Source organism: Microvirga sp. RSM25, from assembly GCF_044784385.1.
GTDB lineage: Bacteria > Pseudomonadota > Alphaproteobacteria > Rhizobiales > Beijerinckiaceae > Microvirga > Microvirga tunisiensis.
On sequence record NZ_CP173039.1, the window covers coordinates 2,553,914 to 2,570,700 of the forward strand.

A 16,787-nucleotide genomic window follows, 5' to 3' on the forward strand; every position below is an offset into this window, starting at 1 on the left:
AACTCACCTTATGGAACCTGTCAGAGACCAACGTGATTCGGCCGACGGCGTTCCGGGAGCGGCGAAGCTTGGGGTACAGGCAGGAACAATGCCGAACGATGGCTGGTTTCGGACTGGGATGATCGAGAGAGGTTGGGCATGCCGGCTGTGTTCCTGGACTGCGACGGTGTCCTGGCCGACTTCGACAAAGGCGCGGCCCAAATCTTCGGCATGCCTCCGGCCGTATACGAACGCCGGTTCGGCCTGAAACGCTTCTGGTCGGAGATTGCTGCCACCCCGGACTTCTTCAACACCCTTGAGCCGCTCCCCGATGCCATGGATTTGTTCGAGGCCGTTCGCCACCTCAACCCTGTCATTCTGACGGGTCTGCCCCGCGGGAATTGGGCTGAGCCGCAGAAGCGACGCTGGGCCGAGCGGCATTTTCCCGGCGTCGAGGTGATCACCACCACGGCCGCCCTGAAGCGCGAACATTGCCGTCCCGGAGATGCCTTGGTCGACGATCGCGAGAAGTATCGCCATCTCTGGGAAGGAGCAGGCGGCATCTTCATCCACCATCGCAATGCAGCCGCCTCGATCGAGCGGCTGCGGGAACACGGCTTTATCTGAGCCTCACATCCTCAAGCCGAAGCCAGCCGGGGCTCGAGTCTCGCCTTCATCGCAGGCCATTCCTCCCGGACAATGCTGTAGACCGCTGTGTCGCGGATATGCCCGTCGGGCATGATCATGTGCTGACGCAGGATGCCGTCGAGCTTGGCGCCCAGGCGCTCGATGGCGGCACGGGATTGGTCGTTGCGGGCATGCGTGCGGATTTCGACGGCAAGGCAGCCCAGAACCTCGAAGGCATGCCGCAGCATGAGGAACTTCGCGTGCGTGTTGACGAAAGTCCGCTGCCAGGACGTTGCGATCCAGGTGGTGCCGATCTCGACCCGGCGATTGGCGACATCGATATTCATGTAGCGTGTCGAGCCGACAACCCGATTGCCGTCGTTGACCACCGTTGCGAAAGGGAGAGCGAGACCTGCAGCCTGAAGCTCCAGGGCCTTCTGCACGTAAGCCTCGAACTCTTCGGGCCGGGGCACCGTCGTGGTCTTCTTCTCCCACAACTCGCCATCGCTGGCGGCGACGCCCAGAGCCGGCACATCGGCGAGGCTCAACGGACGCAAGGTCAATCGGTCGGTGGAGAGGGTGACGGGCTCGATGTGCAGCATGGAGAAAGTGCCTTTTGCGGTCTGCCGCTTTGTCCCCGATTCAGGGACGGCCTGCAATGGCCAAGGCACCGTCAGGAGGCTTCGAAGCCTCCTGACGTGGTTGTTTTTCGTTCGATAGCGCTCAGCTCAGCAGGTAGACGAGGCCCGGCAGACTCACGGCCAGTGCCGCCAGAACCCAGGCGCCGACGGCCGATTGCCAGGCGACGTTGCCTGTCGCGTTCCGCAATCTCTGAGCACAGGTCACGGCTTCCATCGTGCGTCCGCTCAGGCATGAGCAGAGGGCATAATGGGCCTGACCGTCCGACAGCGCGAAGTACCGCATGGCATCACCGAGCCGGTCGCTCGCCAGTCCGTCCGCACGCAGGACGGGGTCGTCATACGCGACCGTGAGCGGCGAGTTGTCCTCGCGGACCAGGGCGCGCTCTGCCGGCGGCTTGTACTCGATTTCACCAAGGGAGTTCAGGCGGCGTTTGGGATCCCGTTCGAGCAGGTCGATCCAACGCTGAAGTCGTTCCTCGCGAGACAGGGGTCTCGGCTGAACGTCGGCTACGCTACGGAGCTGATCAAGAGGCTTGTGTTCCATCGATCTCCTCCTTGCCTGGAGCATCGGACCCAAAAGTGGACATCACTTCTGAGATCCGTCCGATGCTGCTCGCCATGCGCGGCGAAAGTGCGACAGGGAGAAGGATCGAAGGAGGTATGAAAGCTACTCTTCAGGGGCCTCCACAATGGGATCGTAGCGGCTTGTATCGAGCCCGAGCAGATTGAAGCTCTGCTGCATGTGAGGCGGCAGCGGCGCGGTGACGTCGATGGGCTTCCCAGTCCGCGGATGGGCGATGACGATGCGGCGCGCCAGGAGATGCAGCTTGTTTTGGATGCCGCCGGGCAGCTCCCAGTTCTCGATGTCGAAATATTTCGGATCGCCGACGATGGGATGACCGATATGGGCCGCGTGGGCGCGCAGCTGGTGCGTCCGTCCGGTGACGGGTTTCAGCGACAGCCAGGCAAGCTTCTGCGCCGCCGTATCGACGACCGCGTAATAGGTCAGCGCATGGCTTGCACCCTCGTCGCCATGCTGGGCGACGCGCATGCGGGAATCGCCTTCGTCGCCTTCCTTGGCGAGGTAAGTCGACACCCTGCCCTGCCGGACACGCGGCACGCCGGCGACGAGCGCCCAATAGATCTTGCGCGTGGTGCGCGCGCGGAAGGATTTCGCCATGGTGGACGCGGCAAAGCGCGTCTTGGCGATGACGAGGCAGCCCGCCGTGTCCTTGTCGAGGCGGTGCACGAGGCGCGGCTTCTGTCCCTCGTCGTCCTTGAGCGCCTCGAGCAATCCGTCGACATGCCGCTTGGTGCCCGATCCGCCCTGGACGGCGAGCCCCATCGGCTTGTTGATGATGAGAACGTCCTTGTCTTCATAGAGCGTGATCGACTTCAGGAACTCGCGGTCGTCCTGGTCCTTGGCCGCATTGCGGGAAATCGGCCGCTGCTGATCGAGCTTCAAGGGCGGAATGCGAACCTTCTGGCCGGCCGCCAGCCGGTCATTCGGCTGCGCCCGCTTGCCATCGATGCGCAGCTCGCCTTTACGGACGATGCGCTGAATGTGGGTGAAGGCGAGCTGCGGGAAACGGGCGACCAGGAAACGGTCGACGCGCATGTCGGCCTCGTCGGGCTCGACCACGAGGGTCTGCACGCCCGTTGCCAGGACTTCCTGGGCGGCCGCCTTGGCCTGAGCCCGTGTCGGCTGGCGTGGAGCCTCCGCAGTCGCGGGCTTTGCCTGGTTCGGCCGCGCAGCCGGCTTCTCGCGCAAAGCCGACGCCGCGCGCGTTTTGCCCGCAGCCGATTTCAACCCGCCCTGCTTCGCCGACGGAGCCTTGGTCGACGGAGCCTTGGTCGATGAAGCCTTGCGTGCCGGCTTGTCCTCGCGCGAGCGAAAACCCTGCCGGGCACCCGAGCGCCCGCCGCGGGCACCATTCTGTCCTGAACCGCTTTTTCTCATGAATCTGTGGGTACCAGAGCGCCGCGCAGGCGGCAATCGAGGTTTAGGCCGTGATCGTCCGGACAAGGCCGAGACCGGCGACCAATCCGACGATGGAGAGAAGGACCGAAGCGGCCACATAGGTCGCGGCAAGCCCGTTCTGCCCTCGCTCCCAGATCAGCACTGCATCGAGGGAAAAGGCCGAGAAGGTGGTGAACCCGCCGAGAATTCCGGTGGTGAGGAAGAGCCGTAAGGGCTGGCTCCATCCCTCGTTCGCCTTGAAGGCAAGCCATCCGGCAAGAGCTCCAATGAGGAAGGAGCCGAGGACATTCACCGTGAGCGTCCCCCACGGAAACGCCATTCCGCACACCCGGGCGCAGCCGACATTCACCCCATGCCGGAGCGCGCCGCCGATTCCGGCGCCCAGGAAGACGAGGAGATAGGATTTCATGGATTATTCCTGCTCGTCCTCGCCCTGCCGATCACGCCGTAGTCTCTCCCACCAGTCGAGCCGCTTCTTGATCTCCCGCTCGAAGCCGCGATCCACCGGATCGTAGAATTCCCGCCGCCCCAGCTTCTCGGGCCAGTAATCCTGACCGGAAAAGGCGTCCGGTTCGTCGTGGTCGTAGCGATAGCTCTCGCCGTAGCCGATCTGCTTCATGAGCTTGGTCGGGGCGTTCAGGATGGTCTTGGGCGGCATGAGGGAGCCGTGCTCCTTCGCCACCCGCGTGGCGGCCTTGTAGGCGGTGTAGAGCGCGTTGGATTTCGGCGCGGTGGCGAGATAGACCGCGGCCTGCGCCAGCGCCAGTTCCCCTTCCGGCGACCCGAGAAAATCGAAGGCGTCCTTCGCCGCATTGGCGATGACCAGCGCCTGCGGATCGGCCATGCCGATATCCTCCACCGCCGCCCGCACCAGCCGGCGGGCGATGAAGAGCCGGTCCTCGCCCGCGTCGAGCATGCGGGCGAGGTAATAGAGCGCCGCATCCGGATCGGACCCGCGGATGGTTTTATGCAGGGCGGAGATGAGGTTGTAATGCCCCTCTTGCCCCTTGTCGTAGATCGGCGCGCGGCGCTGGATGATCTCCTGCAGCTGCTCCGCGTCAAAAACCTCACCGGGCTTCGCTGAGCGCCAGACCTCTTCGGCGAGCGTCAGCACCGCACGTCCATCGCCGTCCGCCATGCGCACGAGGGACGCCCTCGCCTCCTCGTCGAGCGGCAGGCTTTTTCCCGTGACCTCCTCGGCGCGAGCCAGGATCTGCCCGATGGCCGGCTCGTCGAGTGACTTGAAGAGCAGCACGCGGGCACGTGAGAGAAGCGCAGCGTTCAACTCGAAGGACGGATTCTCTGTGGTCGCGCCTACGAGAGTGATGGTGCCGTCTTCCATGACCGGCAGGAAGGCGTCGAGCTGGGCGCGATTGAAGCGATGGATCTCGTCGACGAAAAGCAGCGTGCCCTTGCCGATCGAGCGGCGTTGGCGGGCCGCCTCGAAGACCTTCTTGAGATCCGCCACGCCTGAGAAGATCGCCGAGATCTGCTCGAAGTGAAGATCCGTCTCATGGGCGAGCAGGCGCGCGACCGTGGTCTTGCCGGTGCCGGGCGGCCCCCAGAAGATCAGGGACCCTAAGGTCTTGGATGCGATGAGCCGGCTCAGGATGCCATCCGTCCCGACGAGGTGATCCTGGCCGACCACTTCCGGCAGTTTGGTCGGCCGCATCCTGTCCGCCAGCGGACGAGGCGCATTCTGGTCGAGGCCGGCGGATGAAAACAGGTCGCTCATCGTCCTTCAGAGCTTAAGCGGGCATAGACGTCAGGGTCCAGCCGAACCATCAATCTCTCAGGATTTTCCAGGGCTTTGAAGCCGAACGGTTCATAAAGGCTGTGGGCATCCCGGGTCATCAGCATCCAGCGCCGGAGGAGCTGGAGGTCCGGATGCTCCACGACCGCCTGGATCAGGGCTTTTCCGGCCCCTTGCCCCCTCACTGACGGGCAGACGAAGACATCGCACAGGTACGCGAAGGTCGCACGGTCGGTCACGGCCCGGGCAAAGCCGCGGAGATCACCGGCGGCATCGCGCAGGCCGAAACACAGAGAATTCCCGACGGATCGTTCGAAAATGTCCCGCGGCAACCCCTTCGCCCAGTAGCTCTCAGCGGAAATCCAGCGATAGGCGGTCTCGATATCCCTCGGTGACAGCTCGTTCGAGATGGTCCAGGCACTCACCGGCCGAGCACCGTTGTGAAGACCCGTCCGCCCCGGCTAACGGTGATCTCCCAATAGCCGCTGTTCCGGTCGATGACGCGTTCCGCGTCCTTGGTGGACGCCAGGCGCTCGCCATTGATGGCCACGATCTGATCGCCCTTCTCGAAGCCGACATTGGCCGCAACGCTGCGCTCGTCGAGGTCCGCAACCACCACCCCGTCATCCGCAATCTCGATCTGCAGCTCGTCGGCGACGGCAGGCGACATGTTCACGAGCGTCGCGCCGGCGAACGGCGTCCGGGTCCGGCCCCGCACCGGCTCTCGCGAGGGATTCTCCGGCGGGGGCATCAGCTTGACCTGGATGGTCGTCTGCTTGCCGCCCCGGAGCACGGTGAGAGGAGCCTGTCCCTGCGTTCCCTTCAGGGTAAAGCGATAGCCGAAGGAATCCGGATTATCGACCGACTGTCCGTCGACCGACAGGATCGCATCGCCCCGCTTGAGTCCGGCTTCTGCGGCCGGTCCCTTGTCGTAGACGGAGGTCACCAGAACGCCGGTCGGGCGCTCCAGGCCCAGGCCGTTGGCGATATCGCCATCCACGGGCTGGAGGCGCGCGCCAAGCCAGGGCCGGACCACATTCTTTGCACCGCCCCTGGCCGAGTTCAGCACCACCCGGACCATGCTCGAGGGAACGGCAAAGCCGATGCCGATGCTGCCTCCGGAGCGTGAATAGATCGCCGTGTTGATGCCGATCACGCGGCCGTTCATGTCGATGAGCGCGCCGCCCGAATTGCCCGGATTGATGGCGGCATCGGTCTGGATGAAGAACTGATAGTCGGAGATGCCCACCTGGGTGCGGGCCAGGGCCGAAACGATGCCTTGGGTCACCGTCTGCCCGACACCGAAGGGATTGCCGATGGCAAGCACGAGGTCGCCGACCTGCAGAGCCTCGGAATCGCCCAGTTCGACGGCCTGAAGGTTCGTGGCGTCCTTGAGCTTCAGCACGGCGATGTCGGTGCGTGGATCGCGCAGCAGGATGTCAGCCGCGAACTCGCGCCGATCGGCGAGTGCGACCTTCACCTCGTTCATGTTCTCGATGACGTGGTTGTTCGTGATCACGAGGCCGGACGGGTCGACGATGACGCCGGAGCCGAGGGAGCTCTGGGAACGTCCCCGGGGAACGCCCGGCGCATTGTCGCCGAAGAAGCGCCGGAAATACTCTTCCATGCCGGTGTTCTGCCGACGCTCCGAGCGGGTGGCATAGACGTTCACGACGGATCCCGCCGTCTGGCGCACGACGGGCGCGAAGGAGAGCTGGACCTGCGCCTTGCTGTCTGGGACGACGCGCTGGGTCTGAGCCTGCCCCCCCGCCACTCCGAGAGCCAACAGGACAGCGGACAATGACAGGCGAAACGGCGAAAAGCGCATAGCGGGCGAATCCTTTGTTCAGCGACGTCTTTCGATAAAACGCAGAACCCGAAATACCAAGTTCCGCAGCGTTAGCGCGTCGCTCGGAAATGTGGATCCGGTTTTCCGCGAAGGACGATGCGTCCCACAGGAAAAGGAGCATCGGACCGTTGCAAACAAAAAGGGCGGCCCGAAGACCGCCCTGAATGACATTCCTGGAGCCGAGAGCTTACTCGGCTGCCTCGACGAGCTCGTCCTTCATGGTCGGGCCCGAATCCCGGCCGCGCGCATCCACGTCGCGATCCACGAATTCGATCACGGCCAGCGGGGCGTTGTCGCCATAGCGGAAGCCGGCCTTGAGGACGCGGGTATAGCCACCCTGGCGGTCCTGGTAGCGGGCACCGAGCACCTCGAAGAGCTTCTTGACCATGGCTTCGTCGCGAAGCTTGGACATGGCCTGGCGGCGGGCATGCAGGTCACCGCGCTTGCCGAGGGTGATCAGCTTCTCGACGACGGGACGCAGGTCCTTCGCCTTCGGCAGAGTCGTGACGATCTGCTCGTGCTTGATCAGCGCAGCCGCCATGTTGGCGAACATTGCTTTGCGGTGCTCGGTCGTGCGGTTGAAGCGACGACCACTGAATCCGTGACGCATTGGCTTTCTCCTTGATTTTACGGCCGCCGTGCCAAGGTACGGCCGTCTCTCTTATGATCCCCGCCCTGTTGACGGGGGGCAGAATAGAAGCCGCCTTCCGAATGAAAGGCGGCTTCTACAAACTCAGTAGTGCTCTTCGAAGCGCTTCGCGAGGTCCTCGATGTTCTCCGGCGGCCAGCCCGGCACGTCCATGCCGAGATGCAGGCCCATGCCGGCGAGAACTTCCTTGATCTCGTTGAGCGACTTGCGGCCGAAGTTCGGGGTGCGGAGCATTTCCGCCTCGGACTTCTGGATGAGGTCGCCGATATAGACGATGTTGTCGTTCTTCAGGCAGTTGGCCGAGCGGACCGACAGCTCGAGCTCGTCCACCTTCTTGAGGAGCGCCGGATTGAACGGCAGCTGCGGTGCGGCAGCGGCAGCCTCTTCCTTGCGCGGCTCTTCGAAGTTCACGAAGACCTGGAGCTGATCCTGCAGAATGCGGGCGGCATAAGCCACGGCATCCTCAGGCGTCACGGCGCCGTTGGTCTCGACCGTCATGATCAGCTTGTCGTAGTCGAGAATCTGGCCCTCACGGGTGTTCTCGATGCGATAGGAGACCTTCTTCACCGGGCTGTAGAGCGAGTCGACCGGGATGAGGCCGATCGGGGCGTCCTCGGTACGGTTGCGCTCGGCGGGAACGTAGCCCTTGCCGGTGTCGACCGTGAACTCCATGCGGATCTCGGCGCCCTCGTCCAGGGTGCAGAGCACGAGCTCGGGGTTCAGGATCTGCACGTCGCCGACCGTGTTGATGTCGCCGGCAGTCACGGCGCCGGGGCCTGTCTTGCGGAGCGTCATGCGCTTCGCGCCCTCGCCCTGCATCTTGATGGCGATCGTCTTCACGTTGAGGACGATGTCGGTCACGTCCTCGCGGACGCCCGGGATGGACGAGAACTCGTGCAGCACGCCGTCGATATGGACCGCCGTCACTGCCGCGCCCTGGAGCGACGACAGGAGGACCCGGCGCAGCGAGTTGCCGAGCGTCGTACCGAAGCCACGCTCAAGCGGCTCCGCAACGACCGTCGCAATGCGCTTCGGATCGTCGCCGGGGGCGACTTCAAGCTTGTTCGGCTTAATCAGCTCTTGCCAGTTCTTTTGGATCACAACCACACCTCATGAGGTACGGCTTGAAGGGAGGTTTTGGGCCAGCCCTTTAAACCGGAACGCGCGTGGGTGGAGACCCACGCGCAGGATAACCTTAGACGCGGCGACGCTTGCGCGGGCGGCAGCCATTGTGCGGGATCGGCGTCACGTCACGGATCGAGGTGACGGTGAAGCCGGCCGACTGGAGGGCGCGCAGAGCCGACTCACGACCGGAGCCGGGACCGGACACCTCGACCTCGAGGGTACGCATGCCGTGCTCGGAAGCCTTGCGGGCCGCATCTTCAGCGGCGATCTGCGCCGCATACGGGGTCGACTTACGCGAACCCTTGAAACCCATGGCGCCGGCCGAGGACCAGGAGATCGTGTTGCCCTGGGCGTCGGTGATGGTGATCATGGTGTTATTGAACGAGGCGTTCACATGCGCCACGCCGGAAACGATGTTCTTGCGTTCGCGGCGGCGGACGCGGGTAGCTTCTTTAGCCATTCCAAAGATCCTTCAAGCGCGCCCGTCGTTCCAGGCGCTCGGGAGTTTCAACTTTCGTCATGGCCGGGTTTGACCCGGCCATCGCATTCAAATTCTGGCGCCTGACTCGGCACGAGATTCCCGGGTCAGGCCCGGGAATGATCCTGGGCGGCAGGCCGCCCTACGATCACTTCTTCTTGCCGGCAATCGGCTTCGACTTGCCCTTGCGGGTGCGGGCGTTCGTGTGGGTGCGCTGGCCCCGGACCGGGAGGCTGCGGCGGTGGCGCAGGCCACGGTAAGCGGCGAGATCCATGAGGCGCTTGATGTTCATGGACACTTCGCGGCGCAGATCGCCTTCCACGATGTAGTCGCGGTCGATCGTCTCGCGGATGGCCAGAACCTCGGCGTCGGTCAGCTGGTTCACGCGGCGCTCGGCCGGGATGTTGACCTTCTCGACGATCTCCTGAGCCTTCTTGGGCCCAATGCCGTGAATATACTGAAGCGCGATCACAACGCGCTTGGCAGTCGGAATGTTGACGCCTGCAATACGGGCCATCGTCCATCTCCATGTAGGAAGCAAATGCTTCGGGTTTTGGTTATCGCGCGTCCGGTGGAGGCCGGCCCCTGCGCGGGCTTATGCGAAACACAACAATCCAGAGCGGCCCCTCACGAAGCCCTCTGGATATGCAGGTTCTTGTGCAAGAGCTTGCCCCTAACGGAAATTAACCCCTTAGTCAAGCCCTTCTCCTTCAGCGACCCAGGATTCCCTTGACCGCGTCAGTCACCTCGTCGATGGGCTTCATGCCATCGACGGTCCTCAACATGCCCTTGCTGTCGTAATAGGCCGAAAGCGGGGCCGTCTGCTTCCTGTAGGCCTCGAGCCGGGTCTTGAACACGTCGGGATTGTCGTCCTTACGGACCGGCTCTCCGCGGGCCTCGGTGTCCTTGGCCCGCTTGACGATCCGGTCGACCAGCTCGGCCTCGTTCACCTTGAACTCGATGACGGCATCGAGCTTGAGGCCCTTGGCGGCCAGCATGGCGTCGAAGGCTTCGGCCTGGGCCACCGTCCGCGGAAAACCGTCGAGGATGAAGCCGCTCCTGGCGTCCGGCTCCTCGATTCGGTCGGCGATGATGCCGACGACGATATCGTCGGACACCAAGTCGCCCCGGTCCATGACAGCCTTGGCCTTGAGGCCGACCGGCGTGCCGGCAGCCACGGCTGCGCGGAGCATGTCGCCTGTTGAAAGCTGGGGAATCCCCAGCCGCTCGACCAGACGAACAGCCTGAGTGCCTTTTCCGGCTCCCGGCGGCCCCAGCAGAATGATCCTCATCGACGCCCCCCTGACTTCGTCGAGTGTGCCCGCCTTTTGGCGAGATGCTTCAATCTTAGCGTCTGCGTGCGCCCTTGAGCTTCGCCTTCTTGACGAGGCCCTCATACTGGTGAGCCAAGAGATGGCCGTGCACCTGGGCGACCGTGTCCATGGTAACAGACACCACGATCAGAAGCGAAGTGCCGCCAAAGTAGAATGGCAAAGCCGCATAAGACACCAGCAGTTCGGGAATCAGGCAGATGATCACCAGGTAAGCGGCACCCAGCACCGTGATGCGGGTCAGAACCTGATCGATGAAATCCGCCGTGCGCTCGCCGGGGCGAATGCCCGGGATGAAACCGCCCTGCTTCTTCAGGTTGTCCGCCGTCTCCGTCGGATTGAAAACGATTGCCGTGTAGAAGAAGGCGAAGAACACGATCAGAGCGGCATACATGAACATGTAGGCCGGACGCCCATGGCCCAGATAAGTCGTGAGCATGGAGATGATGCCGGTGCCGTCCGTGCTGGTCTGGAAGCTGGCGATGGTCGCCGGCAGCAGCAGCAGCGAGGACGCGAAGATCGGCGGAATCACGCCCGAGGTGTTCAGCTTGAGCGGCAGGAAGGACGTCTGGCCCTCATACATCCGGTTGCCGACCTGGCGCTTCGGATAATTGATGAGCAGACGGCGCTGGGCGCGCTCCATGAACACCACGAAGTAGATGATGGCGACGGCCATCACGATCACGCCGATGATCAGACCCGTCGAGATCGCGCCCTGGCGGCCGAGCTCGAGCGTGCCGGCGATGGCGGTCGGGAGATTGGCCACGATGCCCGCGAAGATGATCAGCGAGGTGCCGTTGCCGATGCCGCGCGACGTGATCTGCTCGCCGAGCCACATGAGGAACATGGTCCCGCCCGTGAGCGTGATCACGGTCGAGATGAGGAAGAACGGTCCGGGCGCCTGCACGATGGTGCCGGAGCTCTGTAGGCCGACCGCGATACCCCAGGACTGGAACAGGGCGAGGAGCACTGTGAGATAGCGGGTGTATTGGTTCAGGATCTTGCGGCCGGCCTCGCCTTCCTTCTTGAGCGCCTCGAGGGACGGCAGAACGGAGGTGAGGAGCTGGACGATGATCGACGCCGAGATGTACGGCATGATGTTCAGGGCGAAGATCGCCATGCGCTCCACGGCACCGCCCGAGAACATGTTGAAGAGGCCGAGCACGCCGCCGCTGGCGCCCTGGAAGCTCTGCCGGAGAGCCTCCGGATCGATGCCGGGCAGCGGAATGTAGGTTCCGAGACGGTAGATGATGAGTGCGCCCAGAGTGAACCAGATGCGCTTTTTCAGCTCATCGGCCTTGGCGATGGCGCCGAAATTGATGTTTGCCGCAAGTTGTTCGGCTGCTGAGGCCATAGTGGTGTCCCCGAAATACCTGATACGTGATGGTCATCACGCAAACGGCGGCCACGCGATCAGACGCGGGCCGCCGCTTGGATCTTAGTCAATGTGGGCGCGGGCTCACGCCTGCGCAACGGCACCCAGCAGGGTGACCGAGCCACCAGCCTTCTCGATCGCGTCGACGGCCGACTTGGACGCGCCATGGACCTGGAAGGAAAGCTTCGCCTTGAGCTCGCCGACACCGAGGATCTTCACGCCGTCGCGCGGCTTGGAGACCACACCGGCAGCGACCAGCGTCTCGACCGTGACGGCAGCGCCCGTGTCGAGCTTGCCGGCTTCCACGGCCTGCTGAATGCGGCCGACATTGACCTCGTTCAGCACGATCGCGTTCGGCTTGTTGAAGCCGCGCTTCGGCAGACGACGGTGCAGAGGCATCTGACCGCCTTCGAAGCCCTTGATCGACACGCCGGTACGGGCCTTCTGACCCTTCACGCCGCGACCACCGGTCTTGCCCTTGCCGGAGCCGATACCACGGCCCACGCGCATGCGGTTCTTGGTGGAACCTTCGTTGTCACGAATTTCGTTGAGTTTCATGACGCTCTCCTCACTGCCCGTCGACAACGCGCACGAGGTGCTTGACCTTTTCGATCATGCCGCGAACTGCCGGCGTGTCTTCCAAGGTCGAAGTACGGTGAAGCTTGTTGAGCTTGAGACCGATCAGCGTCTGGCGCTGCTTGGCCTCGCGGCGGATCGGCGAGCCGATCTGCTCAACGGTGACGGTGCTGCCAGAAGCGGCTGGATTCTTTGCCATTGTCAAAGCCTCCCTTAAGCTTCTGCGCCAGCGGCTTCGCTGACATCCGCATCGCGGCGGCGAGCCTGCAGCGTCGAGACCTTCAGGCCACGGCGAGCAGCGACCGAACGCGGGCTGTCCTCGTTCTTGAGCGCGTCGAAAGTCGCGCGGACGAGGTTGTACGGGTTCGACGACCCGAGCGACTTGGCGACCACGTCCTGCATGCCCACCACTTCGAAGACGGCGCGCATCGGGCCGCCGGCGATGATGCCGGTACCCTGGGGAGCGGCACGCAGCACGACCTTGCCGGCGCCGTGGCGGCCATTCACGTCGTGGTGGAGCGTGCGGCCCTCGCGGAGGGCAACGCGGATCATCGAACGCTTGGCAGCGTCGGTCGCCTTGCGGATCGCCTCCGGCACCTCACGGGCCTTGCCGTGGCCGAAGCCGACGCGGCCCTTCTGGTCGCCGACGACGACGAGAGCAGCGAAGCCGAAGCGACGGCCGCCCTTCACGACTTTCGCGACGCGGTTGATGTGGACCAAGCGGTCCACGAATTCGCTGTCGCGCTCTTCGCGATCAGCACGTTCTCTTGGTTCTCTAGCCATGAGACCTCTCACTTGCGCGGGCGGCGGGCCCGCTCGCTAAGGGTTGTTTGGATAAACCCGCCGTTAGAAATCCAGACCGCCTTCACGGGCAGCGTCGGCCAGAGCCTTGACGCGACCGTGATAGAGGTAGCCCGAGCGGTCGAAGATGACCTGCTTCACGCCGGCCTGAACCGCGCGCTCGGCCACGAGCTTGCCCACTTCCTTCGCCGCATCGACAGTGGCGCCGGTCTTGAGCTTGCCCTTCAGGTCAACCTCGAGGGTCGAAGCCGAAGCGACCGTGTGGCCGCGCACGTCATCGATGACCTGGGCATAGATCTGCTTGGACGAACGGAAGACCGACAAACGCGGACGGCCATTCGATGCCTTCTTGATCGCACGGCGCACACGAGCCTTGCGGCGATCTTCAGCGCCTTTCTTCTCAGCCATGATACGTCGTCCTTACTTCTTCTTGCCTTCCTTGCGGAAGATGAATTCGTCGGAGTACTTCACGCCCTTGCCTTTGTAAGGCTCCGGACCGCGATAGCCGCGGATCTCGGCGGCGGTCTGGCCGACGACCTGCTTGTCGATGCCGACAACGACGACTTCGGTCGGCCTCGGCGTCGTGATCGTGACACCAGCCGGGATCGCGTAGTCGATGTCGTGGCTGTAGCCCAGCGACAGCTTCAGCACCTTGCCGGCAACGGCGGCCTTGTAGCCGACGCCGTTGATTTCGAGGCGCTTCTCGAAGCCCTTGGACACGCCCTCGACCAGGTTCGACACCTGAGCGCGGGACATGCCCCACTTCGCACGGGCCGTCTTGGACTCGTCGCGCGGGTTCACCGACACGGCGCCGTCTTCAAGAGCAACCGACACTTCTTCGGGAACGACGAACGAAAGCTCGCCCTTCGCGCCCTTAACCCTTACCATCTGACCGTCAACGGTGGCCGTCACACCTGACGGAACCGGAACGGGTTTCTTGCCTACTCGGGACATTTTCGAATCTCCGTGGTTCTGTGCGGGTGCTTGGCCTTAGAAGACCTTGCAGAGCACTTCGCCGCCCACGTTCTTCTCGCGAGCCTCGTGATCAGACATCACGCCCTGGGGCGTCGAGAGAATGGTGACGCCGAGGCCGTCAGCCACGCGAGGCATGGTGTCGACAGAGGCATACACGCGGCGGCCGGGCTTGGAGACACGCTCGATGGAGCGGATCACCGGCTGACCGTCATAGTACTTCAGCTCGATCGAGAACTCGGTCCGGCCGTTGCCGAACTCGGTCTGCGAGTAGTCGCGGATGTAGCCCTCGGACTTGAGAACCTCGAGGACGCGAGCGCGGAGCTTCGAGCCAGGGGTGGAAACGGACCCGCGACGGCGCATCTGCGCGTTGCGGATACGGGTGAGCATATCGCCCAACGGATCGTTGATCATATGATGCCCTCCCCCTTACCAGCTGGACTTCACGAGGCCTGGAATCAGGCCCTTGTTGCCGAGCTCGCGCAGAGCGATACGCGACATGCCGAGCTTGCGGTAGTAAGCGCGCGGGCGGCCCGTGATCTCGCAGCGGTTGCGGATGCGGGTCTTGCTCGCGTTGCGCGGCAGCTCAGCCAGTTTGAGGCGCGCCTCGAAGCGCTCCTCCATGGACTTCGACTCGTCGTTGGCGACCGCCAGGAGGCGCTCGCGGCGGCCGGCGAACTTCTTCACCAGCTCACGACGATGCTTGTTCTTCTCAATAGCGCTTTTCTTAGCCATGCTTTTATCTCCAGTGTCCGCGTTTGAGGACAGCTATCCTCACTGCCGGAACGGGAAGTTGAAGTGACGAAGCAGGGCGCGGGCTTCTTCGTCGGTCTTCGCCGTGGTGGCGATGATGACGTCCATACCCCAAACCTGCTCGACCCTGTCGTAATTGATCTCAGGGAACACCAGGTGCTCCTTGATACCCATTGCGTAGTTGCCGCGGCCGTCGAACGACTTGGGGTTCAGACCCCGGAAGTCGCGGACGCGCGGGAGAGCGATGGTCACGAGGCGATCAAGGAACTCGTACATACGAGCCTTGCGCAGCGTAACCTTGGCACCGATCGGCATGTTCTCGCGGACCTTGAACTGCGAGATAGCCTTGCGGGCTTTCGTGATCACCGGCTTCTGGCCGGCGATGAGTGCGAGATCGCCAGCAGCGACCGTAGCCTTCTTCGAGTCCGCGGTCGATTCGCCAACGCCCATGTTGAGGACGATCTTCTCGATCGTCGGCACTTCCATGGGGTTCTTGTAGCCGAATTCTTCAATGAGCTTCGGACGCACCACTTCCTCGTAGTGCTTCTTCATCCGCGGCGTATAGCCGTCCACCTGAGCCTTAGCCATCGATCAGGTCTCCCGAACGCTTCGCGAAACGGACCTTGCGACCGTCTTCGAGAACTTTGAAACCAACCCGGGTCGGCTTGCCGTCCTTCGGGTCCGCGTAGGCCAGGTTCGACAGATGGATGGCCGCCTCTTTCGAGATGATGCCGCCCTCTGAGTTTGCCGACTGGCGCTGGTGGCGCTTCACGAGGTTCACGCCACGGACGACCGCGCGCTCTTCCTTCGGGAGCACCTGCACGACTTCACCGGTCTTGCCCTTGTCGCGACCGGTCAGGACGACGACCTTATCGCCCTTCTTGATCTTCGCGGCCATTAGAGCACCTCCGGCGCAAGCGAAATAATCTTCATGTGGTTCTTGGCACGCAGTTCACGCGGAACGGGGCCGAAGATACGGGTGCCGACCGGCTCTTTCTGATTGTTGATCAGAACGGCGGCATTGCGGTCGAATCGGATGACCGAGCCGTCAGCGCGGCGGATGTCCTTCGCGGTGCGAACGACGACTGCCTTCATGACATCGCCCTTCTTCACGCGACCGCGCGGAATAGCCTCTTTTACGGATACGACGATGATATCGCCCACGGAAGCGTACTTACGCTTCGAACCGCCGAGAACCTTGATGCACATCACGCGACGGGCGCCGGAATTATCGGCGACGTCAAGATTCGTCTGCATCTGGATCATGGCTTTGATCCTTTCCTTTGTTTCAGACAGGTTTCCGGGCCAAGGCAGGATTGCCCCCCGGACTACGCCTGACGGGGATCTCACGTCCCCTGCCCTTCAAATGTCGAGAGAGGCGGCCGTATACACGAACCGCCCCCGTTAGACAACCCCTAGGGAAAGCTTTTTAGGCCTTCGCTTGGTCGACGAGCACCCAGGTCTTGAGTTTGGAGAGCGGCTTGGTCTCTTCGATGAAGACCGTGTCGCCCACCTTGGCTGTGTTGTTTTCGTCATGAGCATGGTAGTTCTTCGTCTTACGCACGGTCTTCTTCATGACCGGGTGCGTGAAACGGCGTTCCACCTTCACAACGACCGTCTTGTCCTGCTTGTCGCTGACAACGACGCCCTGCAAAACGCGCTTCGGCATCTTGATCCCCTTTAAGCCTTCGCCGCAGCCGACTTCTGGCGCTGCAGCGTCTTGACGCGGGCGATGTCCCTGCGGACCTCACGGACGCGTCCGGTGTTCTCGAGTTGGCCGGTAGCGCGCTGGAAGCGGAGGTTGAACTGCTCCTTCTTCAGGTTCAGCAGCTCATCCGACAGCTGGTCCTTCGACATCGCGTTGAGGTCGGAGGCTCTCTGGTTAGACTTCATGATC

Annotated in this window: 26 protein-coding genes; 1 reads left to right on the plus strand and 25 read right to left on the minus strand. The window is 63.2% G+C overall.

What is annotated here, in order from left to right; translation table 11 throughout:
- The first annotated feature begins 138 nt into the window (after window positions 1-138).
- On the plus strand, window positions 139-606 hold the full coding sequence (locus ACD578_RS12075; RefSeq protein WP_404293341.1) for a hypothetical protein: 468 nt from the start codon (window positions 139-141) through the stop codon (window positions 604-606).
- Between the two features lie 11 nt (window positions 607-617).
- On the opposite strand, the gene ACD578_RS12080 is transcribed toward ACD578_RS12075, so the two are convergent.
- The 25 genes from ACD578_RS12080 to rpmC form a co-directional block, all read right to left on the minus strand.
- On the minus strand, window positions 618-1,208 hold the full coding sequence (locus ACD578_RS12080; protein ID WP_404293343.1) for a GNAT family N-acetyltransferase: 591 nt from the start codon (window positions 1,206-1,208) through the stop codon (window positions 618-620).
- A gap of 121 nt (window positions 1,209-1,329) precedes the next feature.
- On the minus strand, window positions 1,330-1,791 hold the full coding sequence (locus ACD578_RS12085) for a hypothetical protein (RefSeq protein ID WP_152712950.1): 462 nt from the start codon (window positions 1,789-1,791) through the stop codon (window positions 1,330-1,332).
- 123 nt (window positions 1,792-1,914) lie between these two features.
- Window positions 1,915-3,207 (minus strand): RluA family pseudouridine synthase, encoded by a 1,293-nt coding sequence (locus tag ACD578_RS12090; protein ID WP_404293346.1) that lies wholly within the window; start codon window positions 3,205-3,207, stop codon window positions 1,915-1,917.
- A gap of 43 nt (window positions 3,208-3,250) precedes the next feature.
- Window positions 3,251-3,637 (minus strand): fluoride efflux transporter CrcB, encoded by a 387-nt coding sequence (crcB, locus tag ACD578_RS12095; protein WP_404293348.1) that lies wholly within the window; start codon window positions 3,635-3,637, stop codon window positions 3,251-3,253.
- Between the two features lie 3 nt (window positions 3,638-3,640).
- The gene (locus tag ACD578_RS12100; RefSeq protein WP_404293351.1) at window positions 3,641-4,963 is read right to left on the minus strand and encodes a replication-associated recombination protein A; all 1,323 of its coding nucleotides are present in this window, start codon (window positions 4,961-4,963) and stop codon (window positions 3,641-3,643) included.
- Window positions 4,960-5,406, minus strand: coding sequence for a GNAT family N-acetyltransferase (locus tag ACD578_RS12105; protein WP_404293354.1), 447 nt, complete (start codon window positions 5,404-5,406; stop codon window positions 4,960-4,962). The genes ACD578_RS12100 and ACD578_RS12105 overlap by 4 nt, the downstream gene beginning before the upstream one ends.
- Window positions 5,403-6,809, minus strand: coding sequence for a Do family serine endopeptidase (locus tag ACD578_RS12110; protein ID WP_404293356.1), 1,407 nt, complete (start codon window positions 6,807-6,809; stop codon window positions 5,403-5,405). The genes ACD578_RS12105 and ACD578_RS12110 overlap by 4 nt, the downstream gene beginning before the upstream one ends.
- Before the next feature lie 208 nt (window positions 6,810-7,017).
- On the minus strand, window positions 7,018-7,440 hold the full coding sequence (rplQ, locus tag ACD578_RS12115; RefSeq protein WP_404293359.1) for a 50S ribosomal protein L17: 423 nt from the start codon (window positions 7,438-7,440) through the stop codon (window positions 7,018-7,020).
- A gap of 123 nt (window positions 7,441-7,563) precedes the next feature.
- The gene (locus ACD578_RS12120; protein ID WP_338105373.1) at window positions 7,564-8,586 is read right to left on the minus strand and encodes a DNA-directed RNA polymerase subunit alpha; all 1,023 of its coding nucleotides are present in this window, start codon (window positions 8,584-8,586) and stop codon (window positions 7,564-7,566) included.
- A gap of 88 nt (window positions 8,587-8,674) precedes the next feature.
- On the minus strand, window positions 8,675-9,064 hold the full coding sequence (gene rpsK, locus ACD578_RS12125) for a 30S ribosomal protein S11 (RefSeq protein WP_036353018.1): 390 nt from the start codon (window positions 9,062-9,064) through the stop codon (window positions 8,675-8,677).
- A gap of 166 nt (window positions 9,065-9,230) precedes the next feature.
- Window positions 9,231-9,599: a 30S ribosomal protein S13 gene (gene rpsM, locus ACD578_RS12130; protein WP_036353015.1), complete on the minus strand. Its 369-nt coding sequence runs from the start codon at window positions 9,597-9,599 to the stop codon at window positions 9,231-9,233.
- A 193-nt stretch (window positions 9,600-9,792) separates the two neighbouring features.
- Window positions 9,793-10,374, minus strand: coding sequence for an adenylate kinase (locus ACD578_RS12135; RefSeq protein WP_404293362.1), 582 nt, complete (start codon window positions 10,372-10,374; stop codon window positions 9,793-9,795).
- Between the two features lie 55 nt (window positions 10,375-10,429).
- Window positions 10,430-11,767: a preprotein translocase subunit SecY gene (gene secY, locus ACD578_RS12140; protein WP_152712956.1), complete on the minus strand. Its 1,338-nt coding sequence runs from the start codon at window positions 11,765-11,767 to the stop codon at window positions 10,430-10,432.
- Window positions 11,768-11,872: 105 nt separating this feature from the next.
- On the minus strand, window positions 11,873-12,346 hold the full coding sequence (gene rplO / locus ACD578_RS12145) for a 50S ribosomal protein L15 (protein WP_152712957.1): 474 nt from the start codon (window positions 12,344-12,346) through the stop codon (window positions 11,873-11,875).
- 10 nt (window positions 12,347-12,356) lie between these two features.
- Window positions 12,357-12,563 carry a 50S ribosomal protein L30 gene (rpmD, locus tag ACD578_RS12150; protein WP_152712958.1) on the minus strand — a complete coding sequence of 69 codons (207 nt, stop codon included), beginning with the start codon at window positions 12,561-12,563 and terminating at the stop codon, window positions 12,357-12,359.
- Window positions 12,564-12,577: 14 nt separating this feature from the next.
- Window positions 12,578-13,147 carry a 30S ribosomal protein S5 gene (rpsE, locus tag ACD578_RS12155; RefSeq protein ID WP_009764316.1) on the minus strand — a complete coding sequence of 190 codons (570 nt, stop codon included), beginning with the start codon at window positions 13,145-13,147 and terminating at the stop codon, window positions 12,578-12,580.
- A gap of 63 nt (window positions 13,148-13,210) precedes the next feature.
- Window positions 13,211-13,573 carry a 50S ribosomal protein L18 gene (gene rplR / locus ACD578_RS12160; protein WP_152712959.1) on the minus strand — a complete coding sequence of 121 codons (363 nt, stop codon included), beginning with the start codon at window positions 13,571-13,573 and terminating at the stop codon, window positions 13,211-13,213.
- Window positions 13,574-13,585: 12 nt separating this feature from the next.
- Window positions 13,586-14,119, minus strand: a complete 534-nt coding sequence (rplF, locus tag ACD578_RS12165) for a 50S ribosomal protein L6 (protein WP_404293364.1) — start codon at window positions 14,117-14,119, stop codon at window positions 13,586-13,588.
- 36 nt (window positions 14,120-14,155) lie between these two features.
- Window positions 14,156-14,551, minus strand: a complete 396-nt coding sequence (gene rpsH, locus ACD578_RS12170; protein WP_152712961.1) for a 30S ribosomal protein S8 — start codon at window positions 14,549-14,551, stop codon at window positions 14,156-14,158.
- A 15-nt stretch (window positions 14,552-14,566) separates the two neighbouring features.
- Window positions 14,567-14,872 carry a 30S ribosomal protein S14 gene (gene rpsN / locus ACD578_RS12175; RefSeq protein ID WP_036358373.1) on the minus strand — a complete coding sequence of 102 codons (306 nt, stop codon included), beginning with the start codon at window positions 14,870-14,872 and terminating at the stop codon, window positions 14,567-14,569.
- Window positions 14,873-14,911: 39 nt separating this feature from the next.
- Window positions 14,912-15,478, minus strand: a complete 567-nt coding sequence (gene rplE / locus ACD578_RS12180) for a 50S ribosomal protein L5 (protein ID WP_152712963.1) — start codon at window positions 15,476-15,478, stop codon at window positions 14,912-14,914.
- Window positions 15,471-15,788, minus strand: a complete 318-nt coding sequence (rplX, locus tag ACD578_RS12185; protein ID WP_404293367.1) for a 50S ribosomal protein L24 — start codon at window positions 15,786-15,788, stop codon at window positions 15,471-15,473. The genes rplE and rplX overlap by 8 nt, the downstream gene beginning before the upstream one ends.
- A complete protein-coding gene (gene rplN, locus ACD578_RS12190; RefSeq protein WP_009764309.1) occupies window positions 15,788-16,156 on the minus strand; it encodes a 50S ribosomal protein L14 in 369 nt (122 codons plus the stop codon). The genes rplX and rplN overlap by 1 nt, the downstream gene beginning before the upstream one ends.
- A 163-nt stretch (window positions 16,157-16,319) precedes the next feature.
- The gene (rpsQ, locus tag ACD578_RS12195) at window positions 16,320-16,559 is read right to left on the minus strand and encodes a 30S ribosomal protein S17 (protein WP_099511396.1); all 240 of its coding nucleotides are present in this window, start codon (window positions 16,557-16,559) and stop codon (window positions 16,320-16,322) included.
- An 11-nt stretch (window positions 16,560-16,570) separates the two neighbouring features.
- Window positions 16,571-16,783: a 50S ribosomal protein L29 gene (rpmC, locus tag ACD578_RS12200; RefSeq protein ID WP_404293370.1), complete on the minus strand. Its 213-nt coding sequence runs from the start codon at window positions 16,781-16,783 to the stop codon at window positions 16,571-16,573.
- Between the last annotated feature and the right edge of the window lie 4 nt (window positions 16,784-16,787).